Source organism: Atopobium sp. oral taxon 416 (genome assembly GCF_018128285.1).
Lineage (GTDB): Bacteria > Actinomycetota > Coriobacteriia > Coriobacteriales > Atopobiaceae > Olsenella_L.
Genome location: NZ_CP072380.1, coordinates 1,841,688 through 1,864,031, shown reverse-complemented (window position 1 = coordinate 1,864,031; position 22,344 = coordinate 1,841,688). Strand labels below are relative to the sequence as shown.

The 22,344-nt window shown below is 51.3% G+C and carries 20 protein-coding genes; 12 read left to right on the top strand and 8 right to left on the bottom strand.

Annotated features, from left to right (window positions below; all coding sequences use genetic code 11):
- Positions 1-362: 362 nt before the first annotated feature.
- The 3 genes from J4859_RS09770 (at position 363) to J4859_RS09760 (ending at position 2,394) form a co-directional block, all read left to right on the top strand.
- A complete protein-coding gene (locus J4859_RS09770; RefSeq protein ID WP_212329454.1) occupies positions 363-539 on the top strand; it encodes an integrase core domain-containing protein in 177 nt (58 codons plus the stop codon).
- 392 nt (positions 540-931) lie between these two features.
- Positions 932-1,084: a hypothetical protein gene (locus J4859_RS09765; RefSeq protein WP_212329452.1), complete on the top strand. Its 153-nt coding sequence runs from the start codon at positions 932-934 to the stop codon at positions 1,082-1,084.
- Positions 1,085-1,506: 422 nt separating this feature from the next.
- The gene (locus J4859_RS09760) at positions 1,507-2,394 is read left to right on the top strand and encodes a DNA-3-methyladenine glycosylase (RefSeq protein WP_212329450.1); all 888 of its coding nucleotides are present in this window, start codon (positions 1,507-1,509) and stop codon (positions 2,392-2,394) included.
- Between the two features lie 36 nt (positions 2,395-2,430).
- Here the strand turns inward: J4859_RS09760 and J4859_RS09755 are convergent, their stop codons facing one another.
- The 5 genes from J4859_RS09755 to J4859_RS09735 all read right to left on the bottom strand — a co-directional run bounded on the left by J4859_RS09755 (position 2,431) and on the right by J4859_RS09735 (position 7,039).
- Entirely contained in the window at positions 2,431-3,150 is a 720-nt protein-coding gene (locus tag J4859_RS09755; RefSeq protein ID WP_212329447.1) for a YggS family pyridoxal phosphate-dependent enzyme, read from the bottom strand.
- Positions 3,151-3,538: 388 nt separating this feature from the next.
- Complete coding sequence (locus J4859_RS09750) at positions 3,539-3,724, bottom strand: transposase (protein WP_371812245.1); 186 nt, start codon at positions 3,722-3,724, stop codon at positions 3,539-3,541.
- Between the two features lie 26 nt (positions 3,725-3,750).
- Positions 3,751-3,894 (bottom strand): hypothetical protein, encoded by a 144-nt coding sequence (locus tag J4859_RS09745; protein ID WP_212329140.1) that lies wholly within the window; start codon positions 3,892-3,894, stop codon positions 3,751-3,753.
- A 35-nt stretch (positions 3,895-3,929) separates the two neighbouring features.
- Positions 3,930-4,193: a hypothetical protein gene (locus J4859_RS09740; protein WP_212329443.1), complete on the bottom strand. Its 264-nt coding sequence runs from the start codon at positions 4,191-4,193 to the stop codon at positions 3,930-3,932.
- 1,751 nt (positions 4,194-5,944) lie between these two features.
- A complete protein-coding gene (locus tag J4859_RS09735; RefSeq protein WP_212329441.1) occupies positions 5,945-7,039 on the bottom strand; it encodes a DeoR/GlpR family DNA-binding transcription regulator in 1,095 nt (364 codons plus the stop codon).
- Positions 7,040-7,358: 319 nt separating this feature from the next.
- On the opposite strand from J4859_RS09735, the gene J4859_RS09730 reads away from it, so the two are divergent.
- From J4859_RS09730 to J4859_RS16975, 7 genes are all read left to right on the top strand, one after another.
- Positions 7,359-7,823 (top strand): PTS sugar transporter subunit IIA, encoded by a 465-nt coding sequence (locus J4859_RS09730; RefSeq protein WP_212329440.1) that lies wholly within the window; start codon positions 7,359-7,361, stop codon positions 7,821-7,823.
- 71 nt (positions 7,824-7,894) lie between these two features.
- A complete protein-coding gene (locus J4859_RS09725; RefSeq protein WP_212329439.1) occupies positions 7,895-9,367 on the top strand; it encodes a PTS ascorbate transporter subunit IIC in 1,473 nt (490 codons plus the stop codon).
- Positions 9,368-9,657: 290 nt separating this feature from the next.
- Entirely contained in the window at positions 9,658-9,939 is a 282-nt protein-coding gene (locus tag J4859_RS09720) for a PTS sugar transporter subunit IIB (protein ID WP_212329438.1), read from the top strand.
- A 374-nt stretch (positions 9,940-10,313) separates the two neighbouring features.
- Positions 10,314-11,000: a transaldolase family protein gene (locus J4859_RS09715; RefSeq protein ID WP_212329437.1), complete on the top strand. Its 687-nt coding sequence runs from the start codon at positions 10,314-10,316 to the stop codon at positions 10,998-11,000.
- Between the two features lie 91 nt (positions 11,001-11,091).
- On the top strand, positions 11,092-11,916 hold the full coding sequence (locus tag J4859_RS09710; protein WP_212329436.1) for a transketolase: 825 nt from the start codon (positions 11,092-11,094) through the stop codon (positions 11,914-11,916).
- Positions 11,917-11,921: 5 nt separating this feature from the next.
- The gene (locus J4859_RS09705) at positions 11,922-12,860 is read left to right on the top strand and encodes a transketolase family protein (protein ID WP_212329435.1); all 939 of its coding nucleotides are present in this window, start codon (positions 11,922-11,924) and stop codon (positions 12,858-12,860) included.
- Between the two features lie 674 nt (positions 12,861-13,534).
- Positions 13,535-13,657: a hypothetical protein gene (locus J4859_RS16975; protein WP_256436713.1), complete on the top strand. Its 123-nt coding sequence runs from the start codon at positions 13,535-13,537 to the stop codon at positions 13,655-13,657.
- Positions 13,658-13,829: 172 nt separating this feature from the next.
- Here the strand turns inward: J4859_RS16975 and J4859_RS09700 are convergent, their stop codons facing one another.
- From J4859_RS09700 to rlmD, 3 genes are all read right to left on the bottom strand, one after another.
- The gene (locus tag J4859_RS09700; protein ID WP_212329433.1) at positions 13,830-14,453 is read right to left on the bottom strand and encodes a transposase; all 624 of its coding nucleotides are present in this window, start codon (positions 14,451-14,453) and stop codon (positions 13,830-13,832) included.
- Between the two features lie 15 nt (positions 14,454-14,468).
- Positions 14,469-15,002 (bottom strand): transposase, encoded by a 534-nt coding sequence (locus J4859_RS09695; RefSeq protein ID WP_212329431.1) that lies wholly within the window; start codon positions 15,000-15,002, stop codon positions 14,469-14,471.
- Between the two features lie 1,320 nt (positions 15,003-16,322).
- Complete coding sequence (gene rlmD, locus J4859_RS09690) at positions 16,323-17,645, bottom strand: 23S rRNA (uracil(1939)-C(5))-methyltransferase RlmD (RefSeq protein ID WP_249113590.1); 1,323 nt, start codon at positions 17,643-17,645, stop codon at positions 16,323-16,325.
- Between the two features lie 1,739 nt (positions 17,646-19,384).
- Between rlmD and J4859_RS09685 the strand changes: the two genes are divergently transcribed.
- Both J4859_RS09685 and J4859_RS09680 read left to right on the top strand, forming a co-directional pair.
- Positions 19,385-20,545, top strand: a complete 1,161-nt coding sequence (locus J4859_RS09685; RefSeq protein WP_212329428.1) for an extracellular solute-binding protein — start codon at positions 19,385-19,387, stop codon at positions 20,543-20,545.
- A 76-nt stretch (positions 20,546-20,621) separates the two neighbouring features.
- Positions 20,622-22,343 carry an iron ABC transporter permease gene (locus J4859_RS09680; protein WP_212329427.1) on the top strand — a complete coding sequence of 574 codons (1,722 nt, stop codon included), beginning with the start codon at positions 20,622-20,624 and terminating at the stop codon, positions 22,341-22,343.
- Position 22,344: the final 1 nt, after the last annotated feature.

The following is a 22,344-nucleotide window of genomic DNA, read 5'->3' as shown; positions in this document are numbered from 1 at the left end:
GGCATCTGCGGCATCTGATCCAATGCCTCCAAGAGAACGACGCTGCCCGCACCTGATACCCCCGAGCGCCCCGCCCTCACCCGGCGCGGCTTTTCGTGTCCTGTTCCGACAGCCAAGCTCGTGGGCGATACAACCTATCGCAGGACCACGGCAGGCTTTATATATCTTACCGTCGCGCACCATCTGTGCACACGCATGGTGGTGGGCTGAAGCATACAGGACAACATGAGGGCAGGCCTTGTCGTCTTTGCCCTGAAGATGGCATATTCGCGCGGATACGTGGCTGGAGGGGCCATATTCTAAGCAGCCCAGGCAGCCAGTACATAAGCTCAAAGCTCGCCGCCTGCTCAGCCGTACCCGACGTGAGGCTCTCCGTGGGGAGAACCGGAAGCTGCCACGACAATGCGCTCGCCGAATCGCTTTTCGCCACGCTCAAGAACGAATGGTACTACCATGAGCGCCTCTTAGATGCATCCACGACCAAGCACAAGGCACACGAGTTTAATCGAGTCGTACTACAACCGCTTCCGCCCGCATAAGTCCATAGGAGATCGCGTACCGGCAGAGGTGATGCAGGAGTTCTTCGAGCGCCTCGAGAGAGGCCTTGCATACGATCCAAAGGCGATGCAGACCGCATAAAATCTGAGATTTCTCTGTCCATTATATTGACAGGGCTCATCCCGCTCTCCTTGATGCGGGAGGCCTCCTCGGCGAGGTTGCGCGCTGCCTGCCATTCGGAGCGCTTGAGCTCATCCAGGAAGAGGGACAGCACCTCCTTGTCGTGTATCTCTCGTGCGCCCAGACGAGGCATCCCCCGACATGGTCGACGACGACCGTGAGTTATCTGTGGCCCTTCTTGTAGCTCGTCTTGTCTTATACCTTTGCGCCTGAGCCCATCGAGCTTCCGAGGTCCATGGCGCGCCATCGGCGTATGCCGAGATGGTCATGGCAGGCGCATCTCCTGCCGCATACGGCGCAGCGCAGCGCCTCCTTCCTGTGCGGCCTTGCAAAGACCACGATGCCCTCCGTTTTCGATGCGGACTCCGAGCACGACCGTCTTCACAAGCCCGAGCGCCCAGCGTAGAAATCTTTTCCATGCGCAGCCCTTCCTCCGGTCCGGAATACTTTTGGCAAAGTCGAATCTAGGGAAATGATGATTAATGCCTATGTCGGCCGCGAAAGGCCACGTGGCTGGTCCTTTCTGGCACATTATTGGGAATTAATCATCGTTTCCCTAGAGGAGAGAAGCACAGGGCGGCCCCTCATGGAGCCGCCCCTTCCATATCTGCGTGATTTCCGTGCCAGGGCTGGCACTTTGCTGGATCGGCACCCATATGAACTACTGCAGAGCCAGTTTTTATTGAGATGCACAAATACAATTGCTCCATACTGTTGAATTTGCTTTCATGTGTAGGAGGAGCACGGTAGTCGCCTGTTCGATTGTTCGATGTGTGTCGGGCTATAATCCCAACCATTCAGACATGGGGCGTCTTATAGGAGCTCAGTATGAGGACATTCAAAACTGTGGTTCATTTCGACGGAGAATTTGATGCGGAAAAGATTATCAACAGTGGGCAGTGTTTTCGGGCGGTTCGGCTTTCTCCAGAGCAGACTGCTTCGATAGCTGACAGCCTGGTCTATCGGTTTATTGACCTTGACCACGTGCTCTACATTCGCAGTGTACCTGATACTGAGTCGCAGTATTTGGTTTCCTGCACGGCAGGGGAATGGAATCGAATCTGGCACCGCTACTTTGATTTTGACCGTGACTACGAACAGATCAGGCGCTCCATCCCGGCGGACGATACGTTTCTGACCAAAGCTGCGCGGATATCACGGGGGCTCAGGGTACTGAAGCAGGATCTTTTCGAGACCCTCATTACCTTTATCTGCTCACAGCGAAAGTCCATCCCGGCAATCCGTTCCTGCGTCGATACCCTTGCCCTCCGCTACGGCTCACCACATCCTACAGATCTGGAACCTGAGTTGCATCTCTTTCCGACGCCGGAACAGTTATCGGCAGCTTCAGAGGAAGACCTGCGCGCAGCAAAGTTGGGCTATCGGGCACCCTATGTGCGTGACGCGGTTGAGAAGGTGTGCTCAGGACAGATTGATCTCCAAGGACTTGCACAGGTTCCCGACGATGAGATGATTGAGCAGTTGGAGACAATTCAGGGTGTGGGCATCAAGGTGGCGAGCTGTGTGGCACTCTTTGCCTATGGTAGGACGGCGCTGTGCCCGGTCGACACTTGGATCGGAAAGATAATCAAGAACTACTATGGGGGTGTCAATCCGTTTCCTTCCTATGGGGACACGGCGGGTATCATGCAGCAGTATGCCTTCTTTGTTGCGGTAAACAGAGAGCGTGCTCATCTAAAGAAGGCGCGCCCCTAGTTCCTTTGATGCCGTATATTGAACGACTGCTTATGCTTACTTGTCTTTATTGGCATAGTGCCGTGCACCGAAGATTGCGGTACCGATACGAACGATTGTGGCACCTTCCTCGACCGCGACTTCAAAGTCTTTCGTCATCCCCATCGATAGCGCATTCATTTCGACGCCTGGGATATGCGCCGCATCGATGCGTTGGGCGAGCTGTTTCATGCCCTTGAAGTAGGGACGGTTGGCCTCAGGGTCTTCGGTAATTGGTGCTGAGGTCATGATTCCCTTCAGATGTACATGGGGGAACTGAGCGATTTCCTGTGCGGCGTCGATCGCCTCAGCCTCTGAGAAGCCCCACTTGGACTCCTCCTGCGCGATGTTGATCTCCATCAGCACGTCCACTGCTGTGTCGTGCTTCGCCGCTTCCTTATCAATTTGCTGTGCCAATCTTACAGTGTCGACCGAGTGGATAATGCTCACTTTGTCGATCAGATACCTCACCTTGTTGCGTTGCAGGTGGCCAATCATCTGCCAGTCGACTGTGTCGCCTAAGGACTCATACTTCTTGTTGATCTCCTGGACATAGTTTTCGCCGAAGGAGCGCTGCCCTTGTTTCATGAGGGCTTGGATATCGTCAATTGGGTGAGTCTTGCTGACCGCTAGCAGCTGCACCTCGTTCGGGTCACGGTGGGCCTTTTCACAGGCATTTGCGATGCGTCGCTGCACACTCTTGTAGTTACTGATTAAGGTCTGCTCAGGGAGATCCATAGCGTATGCTCCAATGTCGGTAAATCGAATTCCTACCTTTACCGTATGCCAAAGCTGCAATGATTTCTATTATTTCTTGAATTCTCCTATCAACTGCAATGTCTGAGAGCGAAAGACTTCCCAGGGTGTCTTGTTAGCGAGGCATCTGGTGTGGTCTTAGGTTGATAGCATTCGTATAGAGCTATCTGACTTCAGATAAGGTGATATCAGGAAAGCTTGTATGCTTTGGGAGGTACTCTTAGATAGGGCCATAGGTGTCTTTCAACGCTCGCTTTTTGTCACGGGTAATAAGGTAGACAGAAGAGAAAATCGATTGTGTCGAGTTTTGTGGTGTAAGAGTAGGGCTGCGCCAGTCTCGATATCGGCAGCCTCCTGCGTTGGCGTAACTTTATGCCGCTCTCTCGTACTTGTAAATCGCCAGCTTCATGATCACTCCGCGCTGCTCGAGGTCCTGCAGGAACCCGCGCCAGGAGGCGTAGCTTTCTGAATTCACACACGTGAACCCCACGAAGTGGCGCTGATCGTCGTCGCCGACGCCGATCGCCACGATGAAGGCCTCCCTCCCACGCGCCAGCTCACGTAGGTGGCGTTAAGGAACAGCTAAGCGAAGCGGAGCGGCGAGCACCCCCTCGCCAGCAACGCGTCCACCTTATCCTCTACCACCGCGCGCAGGCGCAAGAGCTGGTCCTTGGACAGGGAGTCCACCCTCTCGACCTTGCGCGTGAAGGTGGCGGTGATATACATCTCGGCCAGCGCGCACTCAGTGCGCGATGCAGCGCTTAAAGAGGTCGGTCGGGAAGTACGAGCCGCAGCGTCGCTTGGGCACCATCAGCGGGAGCGTCCCGACCGCGGTCGCGATAGCCGCAGCGAGTGCCGCTCTCGGCCCCGCACGCCTCGTTTGCCTGGATGGACATGATCTCGTTGAGTATGGCAGCCATGGTGGTGTTCATCATGTTACACAGGCTCGAGGCGCTGTCTAAGAAACCGAGCAGGACCTCCTTCAGCTGCGGGTCCCCACGCTGTATACTGTTTGAGCTGACCATCGTCGTTCCCTTGTGTCGTCATCGATGCAACCGACATTCTAGGACCGGCGATGGTCTTCTCGTAGCTTCCCTCTTATACACCACTTTTTTCGACACAACCAGAAAATCAGCTTTCAGTGTCTGTGTGACACCTCTGTGCTGTGCAAACCCTTTGCCTGTGTTTGGTGTGCTGGTCTTGACAGGACAACCGGATACAGCAAGCTTTCCTGTCTCAGCTACAGCTTGTGCTGTATGTGTCTGTGCAAGCGGTAGCGCTTAAGTATCATAAAGTACAGTCTAACAGTCTAGGGAAACGATGATTAATGCCCCATGCACCGCAATCCGGCAAAAGGCTCCAAGACGGATCAAGCGACTCTGGGAGCCGGGAGGTGCAGCCTGCCGGCAAAAGATGCACATGGGTAAGGTTTGCAAGGGCGAGAGAGACTCGAGTGTGCAGGCATCTTCTCTATCCCCGGTAGCGCTTCCTTAAGGGGATCGAAGCGCCGCTTCACGATAAGGAAGGGATGCTCTGCCTTTGAGCGAACGCATGCCTTCCTGGACTCGATGCCCTTTTCGGACAAGAGTGCACAGGCAAGGCCTTCTATGGTCGAAGGCTTCCTTAGCAACGCTTTAGCGCATAGATGAGAGGTGTGTGCGTCCTTAAGGGCGCTTCGCTATACCTATATAGCCTAAAGTCTGCGCAGCAGAACCTATCATCTTCCCTTACGAGTGTGTGTGCCACAGGATATGTCGGATACATTCTAGGCAATCGTCTCCACACCATGCACAAGGCCACCTGCGGCATCCACGCCGCTATGCGCCTTGTATCAGATACGCCACTCCTTCCCTTTCTTGGACTGGTGCGCTTTAAGGGTCGCGTGCAAGGTCTTTGTTCTTCGTTAAGCTTAAGAGCCCAGGTGAAGGTCGCATCCACAATGGAGCCGCCCCGCGCCGTGATCCCTGCCTTCTCGAGCTCCGAATTCAGGTCGTGAAGCATAGCTTTACCGAGTCCCTGCCGCTCGAGGCTATGGCACCTCTTCGCAAGTGTCGTAGCATCTGGCACCTGCTCAGACATGAGGTCTACGTGCACAGAAGTGCTACCAGGAGTGGCAATCCAGGATAGCATCCTTAGGTTTCCTCGTCTTAAGAGAGCAAACATTACCTAAAGCAGGATACATCCTTATGCTTCGTCTTTACAGCGCGCACATGCCTGACAAGAGCCTGTCTGTGGTAGCTGGTATCTACTAGTGCAATCCAGCTGTCCCACACAACGATTGTATCCATCCGCTCCAGGAGTGCCTTCCGCCTGGTCTTTCTCCTTAGACCTTAGGATTTAAGGTCCTAAAAGCTCATCTGTCTGCCCATATCTTCCTTTTGGATATGCTGGAATACGTTGCTGTAATTATAACATATCCGCAGGCAGATAGGCATCTATGTGGGTATGGGCACTGTGTGGTTCGAGACATTTTGAGCCGGTGGCATACAGCGTGCAGCCCCAGTGACCTCATCGAGGCGAATTAATCATCGTTTCCCTAGCAAAGATCGAGCCATCTTCTTAGTGGTGGGGGCCTTCAGCCTCTTTAGGAGCTCACGCTTTTCCGCGATGCCCATCTTCTCGATCCGCTGCAGTATTATTGAGTCCTTCCGGGTCCTCCCGTTTCTCGATGTCTTTGTTTGGCGACATACATTGTAGGTAAAGGCTCGGACAACATTGGGTCCTTCTCAGGTCAATCGTGGTCTAACAGAGAGTAAGAAAAGCACCATGGTTTCTCTTATGATCCAGCCCTAAGTACAGGTACTGCTAATCTCCGCAGCCTGGCAAATACGTGAGGGTCCGTTGAATCCGTGATGACGGCAGAGAAGTCATTGATCGAAGCGAACCGATAGGCACTTGAATAGTTGAACTTTTCAGCATCAGCAAGTAAGAATTTATATGATGCTTTTTGAATGATGTGCTCCTTTGTAGCACCGGAATCAATGTCGTTTGAAGTCACCGCATTTTGTTTAAGGTTTATGCCGCTGGCACCAATAAAAGCTTTGGAGAAGAGAAGCGGCTCTATAAGACTTATGGTTGCTGAGCCTACAAATCCATTAAGTTCTGAGTTCAAAAACCCACCAGTGCCCAATGCGGTGACATGAGGTAAATTTGACAAGATACGTAATACATCGAGCATATTTGAGGTAACAATAACCCGTTTGTTGCCTGCGGCAATAAGCTGCGCAATATAGATGTTCGTACGTGAGATATCCAGAAAGACGGTATCCCCGTCATTGATTTCATAGTATGCTCGCCTGGCAACTGCCATACGCCCGAGATCTTCTTTGCCTGGTTCTGCTAAGGCTTGCTCTGAAGCTGAATCAAATGACGGCGTTTGTGAAAACGCTGATTGTGCAGAAAAATACTGTTGGGATGCTGATGGCACCTGAGAGGATTCACTTGTTGGGACTGTATTTGCACAACTTTCCAAACTCTCTTTGGATTGTGTATCAGATCTTGGACTAGCAGTGTTGTTCTGGCTGACATTGACTGGGTATACGGATCTTGCATGACGTAACTGAGATATACGATCATGCAAACTTGGGGTATGGGGTATTTCGCGGGGAACAGTTGCATATGCAGCCCCTTGCGAGTTTATTTGCACATTGCTATAAGAATCGTCTTGGATGTCTGATTCTGGTTCCTCTCCATCAGGTAATACAGCACCCCCGTACACACGCTTACAGAAACCCTGGCGTGCAAGTTCCTGCAGATCTTTGCGGATACTATCCTCACTTATTCCGTACTGTCTGGCTAAAGAAGTCACCGTCACACGCCCATCGCGGCGAATAAGAGACATGATTTCATTTCGTCTTTCGCTGCGAAACATGTTCTGTCCTACCTCCTTGCAACATTGATTCCATGTTTAGGTTTATTGCTTGCGTAACTTAGGCAGAGTCTTTAGTCCCTGCATCACGTCGCTCGCATTCGTATTTCTCATGTAATAGAATTTTCCCATTTTTAGGGATCATTTCTACCAGGAACAATAAATATGGGGAAAATAAAAAATAAATCTGGAAAGAACTGGAATAATATGGAATAATATAAAGTCATTCGAAGGAGAAACAGAAAAGAGATCCTGCTTGTTCTTGTTTGTTATCAATTAAAGAAGTATTGCTCCACAATTCATACACATAAAGGAGAATTCAATGGAAGCAATGAAGGAAATGCTCAAACGAGAGAATGTTCAGATTGTTGACTCATGCAAGGACTGGAAAGAGGCAGTACATATTGCTGCGCAGCCGCTGGTGGACGGGGGATACGTGACGCCTGCATATATAGACGGCATCATCAACAATGCACTTGAGCTTGGGCCTTACTTCGTACTGGTACCTGATTTGGCACTTCTTCATGCACGTCCGGAACAGGGAGCCCTTAAAAAGCAACTTGCCGTAACCGTTTTACGTCACGGTACCGTTTTTAAAGAAGGTGGCGATCCTGTCCGCGTACTCGTGACGCTTGCAGCCACTGACCCCAATTCCCATCTTGATGTCATGCGCATCTTAGCGATGATGTTTGCGGATGCAGAAAACATCAGGCGTGTGGCAAACGCTGAGACTGCCGATGATGTCTACAACTTTTTTGTCAACTTCACTGTTAGTGCAGATGGCTAACGCGAACAGGGGGGGTATGTTTGCGATGGCTTTAAGCATAAAAGGTCGGGTTTAGAAAGAAGGAGGAGTTAATGGCCATTCTTGACTTTATTGTCAACATTCTGTCTACACCAGCCATTCTGGTTGGCCTGTTGGCTCTGCTTGGTTTAGTACTTCAACGTAAACCAGCAGAAGACGTTGTTAAGGGAACCATCAAAACCATCGTAGGCTTCCTGGTTCTGACTGCAGGTTCTGCATTCCTGCAGTCCGGTTCCTTAAATGCATTCGGTGAGATTTTCAACTATGCATTTAACATGCAGGGTGTTGTTCCAAATAATGAAGCTGTTGTAGCTGACGCTCTTCAGAACTTTGGTACCAGCGCTGCAATCATTATGGCTTTGGGCATGTTGTTCAACATCATTCTTGCTCGCTTTTCACGGATGCCATATATTTTTCTGACTGGTCACCACACGCTGTATATGGCCTGTATGCTCGCTGTAATTCTCGGCGGAGCAGGACATCTTGAAGGTATTCCTCTCTACATTGCCGGCGGTTGTTTGCTCGGGCTTATCATGGTCCTTTCACCAGCTTACTGCCAGGTTACCTTCCGTAAGGTTACTGGTTCTGATGGGGTAGCACTTGGTCATTTTGGCGGCATCGGTTATTGGTTTGCTGGTCAGATCGGCAAACTCTTCGCAAAAGATCCTAAGCGCGAGAGCACCGAAGAGGTTAATTTCCCGAAACGTCTTATTTTCCTGCGTGATACTACTGTATCCATCTCCCTTACCATGATGGTCTTCTTTATTATCATCACAGCCGTTGCAGTCGGAAGAGGTATTCTCAATATCGTTCCTGCAGGCATTTCAGCCGAAGAAGCTACTGCATTACTTGCTCCCTATGGCCTGACCGTTAAAAATTTGGGTACGCTGCTCAACATCGGCACCGAAACCCAGACAAACTGGATCGTGTGGGCTTTGACTTCCGGCATGAGCTTTGCGGGCGGCGTCTACATCATCCTTTCCGGTGTTCGTCTGATCATCGGTGAGATTGTCCCCGCATTCAAAGGTATCGCAGACAAGCTCGTTCCCGGTGCAAAACCAGCGCTGGACTGCCCTGTTGCATTTACGTATGCTCCCAATGCAGTCATCATCGGATTCCTTTCTTCCTTTGTCGGCGGCCTCGTTGGTCTGGCCCTTCTCAACGGAATCAATGTATTTATTCCGGTTGCCCTCATTCTCCCAGGTGTTGTTCCTCATTTCTTCTGTGGCGCCACCGCTGGAGTATTTGGCAATGCTGAGGGCGGTATCAAGGGTTGCGTAGTCGGCGCATTTGCGCACGGCCTTCTCATCACTTTCTTACCGATGCTCGCAATGCCTGTCTTCAGCACCCTCGGGTATGTTGGGACTACGTTCTCCGATGCAGATTTCTCCTGGATCGCCATTCTCTTCGGCAACCTTGTCAATGTCGCTCAGGGTGGAGTGTTGATCGCTATCTGCGTGATCCTCTACTTGATTCCTATCATCTACAACTACGTCGCTCCTAAGAAGGCTGTGGTAGAGGCGTAAGCTACAAGGGTTTGAACTTCAAGTACGAAGATCTGCAAATGATTGTCTCATAAACAGTCAGCTTCTAGTGATCGTTGCATAGCTGACATCTGAATGGACTTTTATATACGGATGCCAGCTTAGAAGAAGACCGGCAGATAGATTGCAGTGAAACACTGTTACTCGAAGTGCTGATTGCTTGTTGTCATGTTCCGTGATTGATGTGTCTGAACTGTTTGGTTATAGCTGCCACTAACAAGGCAGAGTCGGTTTCTCGGTCTATGTGGCTGAGAAGGGATGAGGAGGATACAATGGCTATTCGCAAGATCATGTACGCTTGTGGTTCCGGGTTGGGCTCAAGCTTAATAGTTCGTATGAACGCCGAAGAGATCTTAAACAAGCTTGGTCATTCGGAAATCGAGGTTGATCACACTACCATCTCTGATATCAACCCAAATGCTGCAGATTTGTTTGTTGTCGGCGGCGATCTGAAAGATTTTGTCAGCGACATTCCTGATGAGAAGAAGATTATTTTGAATAACATTCTCGACAAGAATGAGCTTGAAGAGAAACTTGCAGAACGTTTGAAATAAGGTGCCTTGAGCTGTCTCAATGTATGCCGGGTCGGTTTTCCTTAGACACTTGCTTTTTGGGTCCGGAACCAAAAAAGATGTTGCTGTATGCCTTGAGATGATAACGCGTAGTGTCTCAACACCGTAAAGCTATTTTAGCCGCTCAGCCATCCAACAAGTATTTGGTCATTGAAATGGTGTAAAGTTCCAACACGTTTTAGAAGCAGCACCACGTTGTTATGAATCTGAGCACCTAAGTACGCAGGTACTGCGACTGTAACTATCAAACTGATGCAATCATATGTGTAGCAGAGCGAACCGTAAAAAGGATGCGGTTGGCTTGAGGCTACAACTATGAAACTACAACTATGAAATTAACCAGAAAGGAAATTGTCATGAAGTTCTTTATCGATACTGCAGACTTAGACGAGATCAAGACGGCAGCAAGCTGGGGGTGTCTGGCTGGTGTTACCACCAATCCGTCACTATACGCTAAGGCGGGCGGCAAACTTGCAGGCTTTGAGGACCACATGAAGAAGATCTGCGAGATCTGTAAGGGCCTGCCTGTATCTGCTGAGGCCACCGCTGAGACCACTGAGGGCATGATTAAGGAAGGTGAGCGCTTAGCCTCACTTGCAGACAACATCGTGGTCAAGCTCCCGATCACTGAGGCCTCTCTTCCTGCAACCCATTATCTGGTACAAGAGGGTATCAAGGTCAATATGACTCTTGTCTTCTCAGTGCCACAAGCACTGCTTGGAGCACGCGCAGGAGCACGTTACATCTCACCATTTGTTGGCCGCTTCGATGATACTGGAGACAATGGTCTAAATCACCTGCGTGAGATCATCACGGCTGTCCACAACTACAAATATGGCTACTGGGATGAGGAAGGCGGACCTGAGATCATCACCGCATCTGTTCGTACCCCGTACCACGTAACGCAGGCAGCACTCATAGGTGCAGACATCGCAACGGTTCCTTTCAAGGCACTAAAGAACTGTGTGTATCATCCGCTGACCGAGCGTGGCCTTAAGCTTTTCGCAGCTGACTGGGCAAAGGTCACGGGCAACACTAAGTAAGTCCCCCTTTAGGGGCATGTGCCAGGACAATGTATATTACCTGCTGCATGCCCCTTTCTATCTCAAAAATCCCTTTCCTGAAAGGACAGCTATGGAAGATACTGAGTTAAGAAAGGTAGCATGCGATATCCGTGAGGGCATCATTGAAGGCACCCACGCAGCCAAGTCCGGGCACCCCGGTGGCTCGCTTTCAGCCGCTGATATCTTTGCCTTCCTGTATTTCGAAGAACTCCAAAACATCGATCCTAAAAACCCACGCAAGCCGGATCGTGATCGCTTCGTGCTCTCAAAGGGACACTGCGCGCCGGGACTGTATGCGGCGTTGGCAGAGCGTGGCTACTTTGATAAGTCAGAGCTTACAACCTTAAGACACACCGGCTCTTTCCTGCAAGGTCACCCCAATATGAGCGAGACCCCGGGTGTGGATATATCCACAGGTTCCTTAGGACAAGGTATTTCTGCCGCAGTGGGTATGGCATATGCCGCCAAACACTGGGGAGATACCTACAGAGTCTATGTATTGTTGGGTGACGGTGAGCTTGAGGAAGGTGAAGTCTGGGAGGCAGCAATGCTTGCCGGCAACCACAAGCTTGACAACCTCTGCGTGATTGTGGACAACAACAACCTGCAGATTGACGGTACGATCGGTGAGGTGAACTCCGCACAACCTATCACTGACAAGTTCAAAGCCTTCAACTTCCATGTAGTGGAAGTAACCAACGGTAATGACTTCGATCAGCTGAGAGCCGCCTTCAAGGAAGCCAGAGCTACAAAGGGAGCTCCTACCTGCATCGTGGCCCACACGATCAAAGGTAAAGGTGTCTCGTTTATGGAGAACAAAGTAGGCTGGCATGGCAAGGCTCCAAACGATGAGCAGTATGCACAGGCCATGGCTGAGCTTGAAAAGGAGGCTTAAGGAACATGGCAGAAACATTGGAGAAAGCCACCCGTCAAAGCTACGGCGAGGCACTGGTGGAGCTGGGACACAAACACGATGACTTTATAGTTATGGATGCAGACCTAGCCTCTGCCACCAAGACTGGCCTGTTCAAGGCGGAGTTCCCCGAGCGCTTCTTAGATGTGGGCGTCGCAGAACAAAACCTTATGGGTGTTGCCGCCGGTATCGCAACTACCGGGCACAAGGTCTTTGCAAGCTCCTTTGCTATGTTTGCAGCAGGAAGAGCCTTTGATCAGATAAGAAACTCGATCGGCTATCCCCATCTGCACGTAGTGATCGGCGCCACCCACGCGGGCATCTCGGTCGGGGAGGACGGAGCATCCCATCAGTGCAACGAGGACATTGCCCTTATGCGTGTGATCCCGGGTATGACTGTGATTTGCCCCTCGGATGACAGAGAGACTAAGCAGGCAGTAGAGGCCGCTTACAACGCAGAAGGCCCAGTCTATTTAAGGCTTGGCCGTTTGGCAGTCCCTGCCGTCCACAGTGATGACTACCATTTCCAGATTGGTAAAGCCACAGTAGAGAAACAAGGCACCGACATTACTGTCGTAGCTACCGGTTTGATGGTTACCTCCGCTTTGCAAGCAGCCAAACAGCTTGAGAATGAAGGAATCAGCTGTGAGGTTATCAACATGGCAACCACCAAACCACTGGATAAGGATACTCTTCTTGCCTCTGCTAAGAAGACGGGGCATGTCGTCACGGTCGAGGAGCACTCTGTAATCGGTGGTCTGGGTTCTGCTGTGTGTGACGTACTCTCTGAGACTATGCCCACACCGGTTAAGAAGCTCGGCATGCAAGACACCTTTGGTGAATCCGGCCCTGCTGTAGAGCTCTTGCACAAATACCAGCTCGACGGTGAGGGCATTGCAGCCTCAATCAAACAGTTCGCAAAATAGACTTAACTGCTCTTACATCTGTAAAATGTATCTGCAAGGAATTAACCCCGTCCTCTCTATATGAGATATTGACATTCTCGTAAACTTCAGTTTACGAGAATGTCAATTGTTAGCTAACTTGCAGATCTAACAATCTAGGGAGACGATGATTAATTCGGCTCGATGAGGTAGCTGGGGCCACACGCTGTATGCCATCGGCTTAAAATGTCTCGAACCACGCAGTGCCCATACCCACATAGATGCCTATCTGCCTGCGGATATGTTATAATTACAGCAACGTATTCCAGCATATCCAAAAGACAGATATGGACAGATAGATGAGCTTTTAGGACCTTAAATCCTAAGGTCTTAGGAGAAAGACCCGGCGAGAGGCATTCCTGGAGCGGATGGATACAATCGTTGTGTGGGACAGCTGGATTGCACTGGTAGATACCAGCTACCACTGACAGGCTCTTGTCAGGCATGTGCGCGCTGCAAAGACGATGCTTTAGGATGTATCCTGCTTTAGGTAATGTTTGCTCTCTTAAGACGAGGGAACCTAAGGATGCTATCCTGGATTGCCACTCCTGGTAGCGCTTCTGTGCACATAGACCTCATGCAGGCGCAGGTGCCAGATGCTACGACACTTGCGAAGATGCGCCATAGCCTTAAAGCGAAAGGAGTTCGGCAAAGCTATGCTTCACGACCTGAACTTAGAGCTCGAAAAGGCAGGGATCACGGGGCGAGGCGGCTCCATGGTGGATGTGACCTTCACCTGGGCCTTAAAGCTTAACAAAGAACCAAGACCATGCGCGTAACCCTTAAAGCGCACCAGTCCAAGAAAGACTAACTATTAAAAGTCAATCATGAAATTACGATTTTTCGAATAAAACACGGAGACGTGTTTTAGATAGATCAGTACCTTGAAAACTGCATGACGAACAGAGTCTCAGGAATAGGGCTCTAAGAAAAGGCTATGGGTTGTAAGATTTACGCTGCCTGGTATTCGCTATGGGTCAGCTCCATCCGGTAGATGGTTCTGACTAGCTTCTTTGCCACGTGCGACAGGGCGACATAGAAGTGCTTGTCTTCAGCACGCTTTCTAGCCAGATACAGGCCAAACCGCTCGTCCCACTTGGAGACGTATATAGCGGCGTTGAAGAGGGCGAAGCGGAGGTATTTGGAGCCTCGTTTCTCCATATGGGCATAGGTGGATGTCAACTGCCCGGACTGGTAGGTAGATGGCGACATGCCTGCATAGGCAAGGATCTGGTCCGCATTGTCAAAGCGGTTGAAATCGCCAATCTTGGCCAGGATCATGGCTCCCATCCGGTAGTTGATGCCGGGAATCGTCATGATCGAAGAGCTGCTCTTGTCCATAATCTTTCGAATGGAAGCTTCTACTTTTTCGATGTCGGCAGTCAGGGCATCGATCTGGCGGATCGTCTGCTTGAGTTCTATGGATCTTACAGACATCTCTGATCCGACAGAGGATCTGGCCGCATTCCGGATCTCGATCGCCTTCTCTCGGCCATACCGGCCACGGGAGGCATCACAGAGCAGGGACTTCAGATGTGTGAGGTTGGCATTGGCAACACATGACGCACCGGGCATTTCTTCAAGCAGGCGCTAGACGGTGTTCATGTGAAGCGTTGGGACGAGGCCTTCCAGTTTGGGGAATACGATGTTCACCAGCCTGGTGATGGATGTCTTCAGCGTCGCTCTCCTCTGGATGAGATCAAAGCGGTATCTGGTCAATGACTTCAGCTCTTCGCTGGGGTAAGATGTATCCGTGTAGGGCCTGAGGGTCTTATCAGTCACAAGCATTTCGGCAATGGAGCGGGCATCGACTTTATCCGTTTTCGTCTTTCTAAGGCGCTGACCTTTTCTGTAAAGATTTGTGTGAAGTGGGTTGATTACAAAGGTATGGTAGCCTCGATCAAGAAGCGAGCCCAAGATGTTGTAGGAATAGTAGCCGGTAGCCTCGAGCCCTACTTTTATCTGGGACAGGTCTTTTGAGGCCGTCTCGATTCTTCTGAACAGCTCATCATAGCCTTCACGATTGTTCCGGATGGTAAAGACCGGGAACAGTTCTTCAGCGTCCGGACCAAGAATGCAGCAGTCGTGCTTGTCCTTGGCGACATCGATTCCAACGTAGATCATCTTTAAGATCAAAGAAGCGGTTGATTGTTCTGATGCTGTCGTCAGACCACAGGGCTCTCTGCCAATCGTATCCTCGTTCTACATAAACCGTCATGCGGTATCTAACTGATCAACAATGCAGTAAAGAGGCTGTGGCTGGAGCCCCTCTAAAACCGTCGAGCGGTAGGGGAGCAAGACCACTCCACAGCATCTGATGACAATGTAGCCGTTTACCAGGAACAGGTAAAGGAAAGCTACCACTTAATAATACGAGGGGGAGCCTGGCGTATCGGATACAAGGCGCATATCGGCGTGGACGGCGGAGGTGGCCTTGTGCATGGTGTGGAGACGATCGCCTAGAATGTATCCGACATATCCCAGGCACATGCACTCGTAAGGGAAGATGACAGGTTCTGCTGCGCAGACTTTAGGCTATATAGGTATAGCGAAGCGCCCTTAAGGACGCATAAAGACCCACGCCTCTCATCTGTGCGCTAAAGCGTTGCAAGGAAGCCTTCGACTAGAGAAGGCCTTGCCTGTGCGCTTTCAGCCGAAAAAAGCATCGAGTCCAGGAAGGCATCTGGCCACTCAAAGGTAGAGCATCCCTTCCTTATCGTGAAGCGCCGCTTCGACCCCTTAAGGAAGCGCTACAGGGGGATAGAGAAGATCTCCTGTATACTCGAGTCTCTCTCGCCCTTGCAAACCTTATCCATGTGCATCTTTTGCCGGCAGGCTGCACCTCCCAGCTCCCAGCGTCGCTTGATCCGTCTTGGAGCCTTCTTGCGGTGCATGGGGCAGGATGGATGTAAGGATAGCGGCTCCTGCACGTGCTGGATGAGCATCCTTTCCTGCTTTTCCTACATTCCGGCCTAGAAAGACCGTGTGGTCGGTCCCCTCTGGCACATCATAGGGCAGTAATCAGCGTTTCCCTAGCATCAGGATCTGCGGCATCCATCGGCTCTTCTGCCAGATATCGTTTTCTTCAACCATATATGGTAGTTTCACCGATACCATATTTGCGTGTAGCATGTGCCTCTTGCCAAAGCACAGCTTAAAGGGTCTCCCATCCCATATGTTGAGGGTATCTTGTATGGACAGAGTGATCATATGGCATAAGATTTGGTGTCTGTCTGCACATCCAACCATAGAGGGTAGAGCCACACACACCGAATCAGGCGGCTCGTCCTTTGCTGGCGCACCATCGCGTATGTAGTCTAGAACCCTTTCGATAGATTCCTGTGAGTATGCCACACCCCATCCTTTGGGGTGCCCTCCGGGATCATGGATGCACCTCCTTCTTCAACTCTGGGAACTCGTTTGTGTATAGGTTTCCTTTGCAGGCTACTCCTGACCTCTCAGCAGAAGGCAGACGCTTTCCACGTGGTAGCTCTGGGGGAACAGATCGATCGGTTGGATCTGTGCTGCATAGAAGGTGCCCTGCTCTTTGAACCAAGCCAGGTCCCTTGCTAAGGTCGTCGGATCACAGGAGACATAGACGATTGCACGGGCAGGCTGCCCTGAGAGCTGGCATACGACGTCTTCCGTCAGTCCTGCGCGCGGGGGATCGACGACGATAATATCAGCATCCTCTTGGGGGAACTCACGGCCTGTGTCGCCGCCCTGCGGATCAACGTTGTCGACGTGATGCAGCTTGAGGTTGCGTCTGAGATCCCTAACCGCCGGGCCGTAGGCTTCGACTGCATAGACGTAGGAGACTTTCTGGGCGAGAGGAATGGTGAACGTTCCGACACCACAGTAGAGGTCCATTGCCACATCGTTCGGCCGCGGCTTTAGATAGTGCAGGACGGTTTGAATGAGGGTCTCCGCGCCCTTGGTATTAACTTGGAAGAAAGAGGGGGCGCTGATATACATGGTGTTGTCACCGAGACGCTCACTCCAGTATCCATCACCAGCAAGACGCTCGACACCGGCTATCTTGCGGGCCTTTGCGGTACCTTTGGTCATGACACGCACCACTGAGGTGATCGGTCCTGCCTCGGAGAGAATCTTACCGACACGGGCACGCGGGAAGGAAGAGGGGGATCCCCACAGGGCAACCTCGACGGAATGTGTACGCTCAGAGGTACGGATCCCGATGCGATACAGGTTCAGCGGATCTCCGTGTGAAGCATAGGACAGGGCTCCGGTTACTGACTTCACAAACTTTGCAGCCTCTTTTGCCATGAGCGGGCACGTATCCACTTTGATCAACTTGTTGTTACCGCGCGCATGCATTCCGATGGTGACCTTGCCGTTTTCTACACGATACCCCAACTCAACCTTATTGCGGTAGCCCCAGGAATCGCTCGGTGTCAAGCATGGCTGCACGAGTGCCCCTGCCCGGTCTTCATTCATGTGAGCAATGCGTACGAGGGAGTCGATAACCTGTGTGCGTTTCTGTGCTCGCTGAATGGGGTAGACGATATGGCCCCAGGGGCAACCTCCACAGACATCGACAAAGGGGCAGGGCGCCTCAACGCGGGCAGCTGAGGGTTGGACAATGTTTACGATATGCCCTTTTGAGTAGCGCTTCTCCACATCGGTGATTGCTACCTCAGCAGTATCTCCCGGAACACCCCCGTTCACAAAGACTGTTTTGCCTTCCTGATCCTGAGCGATTGCGTCAGGACCGTAGCTGAGACGACGTATGTGCATAGTTTCCATATAGAGTTCTGCAGGAGACATAAATACATATTCCTTTCCGGAATGGGATTAAATTCAATATAAAATAAAAAGAGAAATGAGTTTTCTAGCAACCTTTGTAGTGTATTGCTTTTTGGAGAGCTTGGCAGACGTGATAGTGAAATATGTCAGGTAGATCGTCTTTTTAGAGGGTTGCCGCTGAATACATGTGTTACAGGTTTGTGCATGAAAGCTACCTCACAAGTATTTCTGTATAATGGCTGAGTACCTCCAACATAGTTAGGCTCCCTGAACTGTAAGCGGCTTAAGGCAAGATCGAAGGCATCTTCGGCGGGACCGTCGCGGTGGCTGCGATGCCGAAGAGCAAGACATGGATGAGGCACATCTCGTGCAGCAGCTCCATGCAGCCATCCCTTACATCCCTGTGGCTGTATCTTTAGCTGAGTGAGTCCGCAAGGAGTGCATGTGGGCCTTGGAAAGGCCATGGAAGGTGCCCTCAACGTAGGCCTTGAAGGTGGATATCACCCTGTGGACCATGGGAAGGGATGCATCCCCGTCCGCTCTGTCGTACTTTCTTTAGACGAGCCCGCAAAACGAGGAGAGGCCGGCAAGCTTTGCCGCTCCAGCCATCCGCCCTTATCTTCGATGTATGGCAGAGCTGGTCATGCCCCACCTGGCGCCAGCAATCTTTCGAGCACCCCTTTGCGCAGCGCAGGGGGCAGCAGCCCTGCCTGCCGCTGTAAGCATCGGCTGCTGCTTTGTGCCGCGCCCGCTTTTGCCTGCCGCCTTGGCGCCGATATAGAAGTCGTCCACCTCGTGTGTGTCAGCTGCAAGGACACTGAACGCACTGCGATCTGGCCCAGGCGAGTATATCCTTAAAAGGACCCGCCCTGCCGTCTTTAAGCTGCAGCCTATCTGCCTTCTGCAGGGCGCAGGCGCTGATCCTTGCCTTCTGGGTGGACATAAGCCATATCGCCTACGAACCACTTCCTGAGCTCGAGATGGGTCCCCTCCATCAATAGTCCCTGCGCTCACGCTGAACTTAGTGTAAGCACTTCGTGCACTGCCACTTGTGCGCGCGGCCTCAGACCTTCGAGCAGGACGTATTGGCGCACACCGGGCAGACAAAGCCGCCGGAGACCTTCTTCCTCGAAGAGCCTCCCCTCGCACGACTCCTCGTCTGAGAACCTCTCCAGAAGGCCCATCAATGTCTCTTTGCTCTCGCATTCGCGCCTGCTCAGAGCGCCTGCATGCCCCTTTACCATCTCTTTCTTTGCCCTCTCGGATACATCAACCTTGCATCCTCATTGTACGGTTTGGAGGCGACAGGAATCCCTGCTGTTATGCTGGGGGTCCTCAGTCATTTTTCTGTATTCCTCAAGCGCATGAGCCAGATGTATCAGTCGACATCTGTATTGTTAATTCAACCATACAAATAGCGACCTGATTTACGTGGAGAAATACATCTGATGATCAGCTGAAAGGTAGACAGGTTCTTGCAGATTGCTGAGGATACTAGCTGTGTACAGAGCAGGTAAATGAATGAATCACAGTAAAGTATATGTCATTTTTAAGATAGTGCCTGCTGTAGAGATGAGGTGTCGAGTTGATTTTCCGCTGAAGAACTTTACCACACCAATCAGGCGGTGCATCGGTGTATATGAGCAAGTTCTATGCGAAACTAAGAAATGATATACAGGATCTTTTCTGGATGATTAACAGTTCATAAAACGTATGCATGATTGAAATGGAGGGTCACCATGAGAAACTTATCTCGTAGAGATTTTCTCGGAACTTCAGCTGCAGCACTCACAACGCTCGGCCTCGCCGCGTGCTCCCAGGGCTCTGATTCCGGGGGCAACAATACCGACACAAGCTCAAGCGCAGGCTCTGACGACCTGTCCCGTATTGCAGATCAAGATATGATCGATGCGGCTAAGCAGGATGGCCAGTTAGTTATCTACGGGTCTTGCGAAGAACAGCATGTTGCTGCATGTGCCCAGCATTTCCAGGATCTCTTTGGCATTGACACTTCATATCAGCGCCTCTCGACCGGTGAGGTAGAGTCAAAGATCGAAGAGGAAAACGGTCACCCCTCCGCAGATGTGTGGTTCGGCGGAACGACAGATCCTTACAACGTCGCAGCCAAGAAGGGACTTTTGCAGCCGTACGAAGCACACAATGCCTCACACCTTATCTCGGGTACGTTTAGGGATGCCGATGGCAATTGGTACGGCATCTATAAGGGCATCCTCGGTTTCTTCTACAACAGGGATGAGCTTGACCGTCAGAATATTGATCCACCGCAGGATTGGCCAGATCTGATTGATCCAAAGTATAAGGGTATGATCTGGACCTCCAACTACAACACTGCAGGTACCGCAAAGCTTGTCCTCAACACGGTTATCCAGAAATATGGACATGATCAGGGCATCCAGTACCTCGTGGATCTGGACAAGAACGTTCAGGTCTATACGAAGAGCGGCTCTGGCCCCTCTAAGAACGTTGGCACCGGCGAATGCACGGTCGGCATTGGCTTTCTGCATGACGCAATCTATCAAATCGTCGACAACGGCTATGAAAACATCGGTCTCGTGATTCCTTCCTCAGGTGCATCCTATGAGATCGGCTCAACCGCAATCTTCAATGGTGCACAGCATCAGAATGCCGCAAAGCTTTGGATTGAGTACGCCCTGTCACCACAGTGTGTCGAGCGCGCTCAAGAGGTTGGCGCGTACCAGTTCCTCGTTATCGACGACGCGAAGCAGCCTTCCGTCGTGGATCAGTATGGCCTCGATCCCAACAATGTAATGGACTATGACTTCGAGGACGCTAAGAACAATACTGAGCAGTATGTCGCCGACATTATGAATGCCCTGGGCGGCGGCGACAGCCGTTTCAAGACTGATGATTCCAATTAGTCTCATTTTGTAGATGTGTCCCTCGATGGAATGCGGGGGACACATTTCTGTATGTTGCCTGTTGAGAGGGGGATTCATGGCAACAAGCCAAAGTGCTGAGCTTGACCGCAAGAAGATGATGGGTGACCCCATCCTCGTCACTACCATCATTGTGCTGATTGCTTTCTTAACGCTCTTTATTCTGTATCCTTTGGCAATACTGCTGGTCGACAGTATCGTAACTGATGATGGGATATCCCTTTCAGTCTTTCAACGTGTTCTGGCAATGCCCTCCTTTGAGACGGCCATTACGAACACATTGTCACTTGGTTTATTCGTCGGTGTGTTTGCCGCGCTAATCGGCTTGCTTTTCGCGTATGTGGAAGTGTATGTCAACCTGGAGTCACGATTTATGAAGTGGCTCTATAGCCTCGTCTCAATGCTTCCGGTGGTGTCACCACCCTTCGTGTTGTCCCTGTCTGTGATCTTGCTCTTCGGTAAGTCCGGAATAATTACACGAGGACTTCTGGGGATCTACGACAACGACGTCTATGGATTTAGCGGCATCGCTCTTGTTCAGATCCTGACGTTCTTTCCGGTCTGCTACATGATGTTCAGGGGACTGCTTAAGAACATCGACCCTTCACTGGAAGAGGCGGCCCGCGATATGGGAGCTACCCGGTGGCACGTCTTCACGACCGTAACCCTGCCACTGATCCTTCCAGGCATCGGCAATGCGTTCCTGGTCTCGTTCATCGAATCCATCGCAGATTTTGCGAACCCTATGATCATCGGTGGTTCCTACGATACGCTTGCAACCTCGATTTACTTGCAGATCACCGGAGCCTACGATAAACAAGGCGCCTCCGCAATGTCTGTCGTCTTGCTCTCCATCACGATGGTCATGTTCATCATTCAGAAGTACGTCTTGGAGCGGAAGAGCGCCGCTACCCTTACGGGCAAAGCTTCCCGCCAGCGTATGCTGATCACCGACAATTCCGTGCGTATCCCGCTCTCCCTGCTCTGCGGCGTCATCGCAGTCTTTGTTGTAGTCATGTATGTCTGCGTTGTCTTCGGCGCTCTGTTCAAGACGTGGGGCTATGACTACTCACTGACCTTTAAGTGGTTCGAGCAAGTGTTCACATTGCATCATGGTGCGAAAGCGTTCTGGGACTCCTTCTCACTCTCACTCATTGCGGCTCCTATCACTGCAATCCTCTCCATGATCATCTCCTATCTGGTTGTAAAGAGGCGCTTCCACGGTCGTGGCTTTATCGAGACCGTTTCTATGCTCGCTATGGCAGTGCCTGGCACTGTTTTGGGCGTCGGCTACATCCGTGGTTTCTCAAGCGGTGTGTTTCACACTGGATTTCTGCAGGGGCTCTACGGAACCTCTGCGATTTTGGTCATTGTCTTCATCGTCCGCTCACTGCCGACCGGTACGCGTTCAGGCATCTCCGCGTTGCGCCAGATTGACCCGCCCATTGAGGAGTCAGCCTACGATATGGGCGCCAACAGCTTCCACGTCTTCATGACCGTGACGCTGCCCCTGATCAAAGATTCTTTCCTCTCAGGACTCGTCACCGCCTTCGTCCGCTCCATCACGGCAATCTCCGCAGTCATCCTGCTAGTTACGCCGCAGACGCTGATGATCACGGTACAGATCAACGAGTACGCAGAGAAGGGCGCTTACGGTATCGCGTGCGCCTTTGCAACGATCCTGATCATTATCACGTACGGTTCAGTGCTCATCATGAACGCAATCATCAAACATTTCGGTACCAGCGCTAAGATCGCCTCTGCCGAAGAGGAGGAGTAGA

What these genes read in the sequence shown, in the direction of transcription:
- J4859_RS09700 (WP_212329433.1), bottom strand. Translation starts at nt 14,453, where the DNA reads ATGCCCGGTGCGTCATGTGTTGCCAATGCCAACCTCACACATCTGAAG.
- J4859_RS09710 (WP_212329436.1), top strand. Translation starts at nt 11,092, where the DNA reads ATGGAAGATACTGAGTTAAGAAAGGTAGCATGCGATATCCGTGAGGGC.
- J4859_RS09715 (WP_212329437.1), top strand. Translation starts at nt 10,314, where the DNA reads ATGAAGTTCTTTATCGATACTGCAGACTTAGACGAGATCAAGACGGCA.
- J4859_RS09725 (WP_212329439.1), top strand. Translation starts at nt 7,895, where the DNA reads ATGGCCATTCTTGACTTTATTGTCAACATTCTGTCTACACCAGCCATT.
- rlmD (WP_249113590.1), bottom strand. Translation starts at nt 17,645, where the DNA reads ATGGAAACTATGCACATACGTCGTCTCAGCTACGGTCCTGACGCAATC.
- J4859_RS09720 (WP_212329438.1), top strand. Translation starts at nt 9,658, where the DNA reads ATGGCTATTCGCAAGATCATGTACGCTTGTGGTTCCGGGTTGGGCTCA.
- J4859_RS09740 (WP_212329443.1), bottom strand. Translation starts at nt 4,193, where the DNA reads ATGGTCAGCTCAAACAGTATACAGCGTGGGGACCCGCAGCTGAAGGAG.
- J4859_RS09705 (WP_212329435.1), top strand. Translation starts at nt 11,922, where the DNA reads ATGGCAGAAACATTGGAGAAAGCCACCCGTCAAAGCTACGGCGAGGCA.
- J4859_RS09685 (WP_212329428.1), top strand. Translation starts at nt 19,385, where the DNA reads ATGAGAAACTTATCTCGTAGAGATTTTCTCGGAACTTCAGCTGCAGCA.
- J4859_RS09735 (WP_212329441.1), bottom strand. Translation starts at nt 7,039, where the DNA reads ATGTTTCGCAGCGAAAGACGAAATGAAATCATGTCTCTTATTCGCCGC.
- J4859_RS09680 (WP_212329427.1), top strand. Translation starts at nt 20,622, where the DNA reads ATGGCAACAAGCCAAAGTGCTGAGCTTGACCGCAAGAAGATGATGGGT.
- J4859_RS09760 (WP_212329450.1), top strand. Translation starts at nt 1,507, where the DNA reads ATGAGGACATTCAAAACTGTGGTTCATTTCGACGGAGAATTTGATGCG.
- J4859_RS09765 (WP_212329452.1), top strand. Translation starts at nt 932, where the DNA reads ATGCCGAGATGGTCATGGCAGGCGCATCTCCTGCCGCATACGGCGCAG.
- J4859_RS09695 (WP_212329431.1), bottom strand. Translation starts at nt 15,002, where the DNA reads ATGATCTACGTTGGAATCGATGTCGCCAAGGACAAGCACGACTGCTGC.
- J4859_RS09730 (WP_212329440.1), top strand. Translation starts at nt 7,359, where the DNA reads ATGGAAGCAATGAAGGAAATGCTCAAACGAGAGAATGTTCAGATTGTT.
- J4859_RS16975 (WP_256436713.1), top strand. Translation starts at nt 13,535, where the DNA reads ATGCTTCACGACCTGAACTTAGAGCTCGAAAAGGCAGGGATCACGGGG.
- J4859_RS09755 (WP_212329447.1), bottom strand. Translation starts at nt 3,150, where the DNA reads ATGGATCTCCCTGAGCAGACCTTAATCAGTAACTACAAGAGTGTGCAG.
- J4859_RS09745 (WP_212329140.1), bottom strand. Translation starts at nt 3,894, where the DNA reads ATGTATATCACCGCCACCTTCACGCGCAAGGTCGAGAGGGTGGACTCC.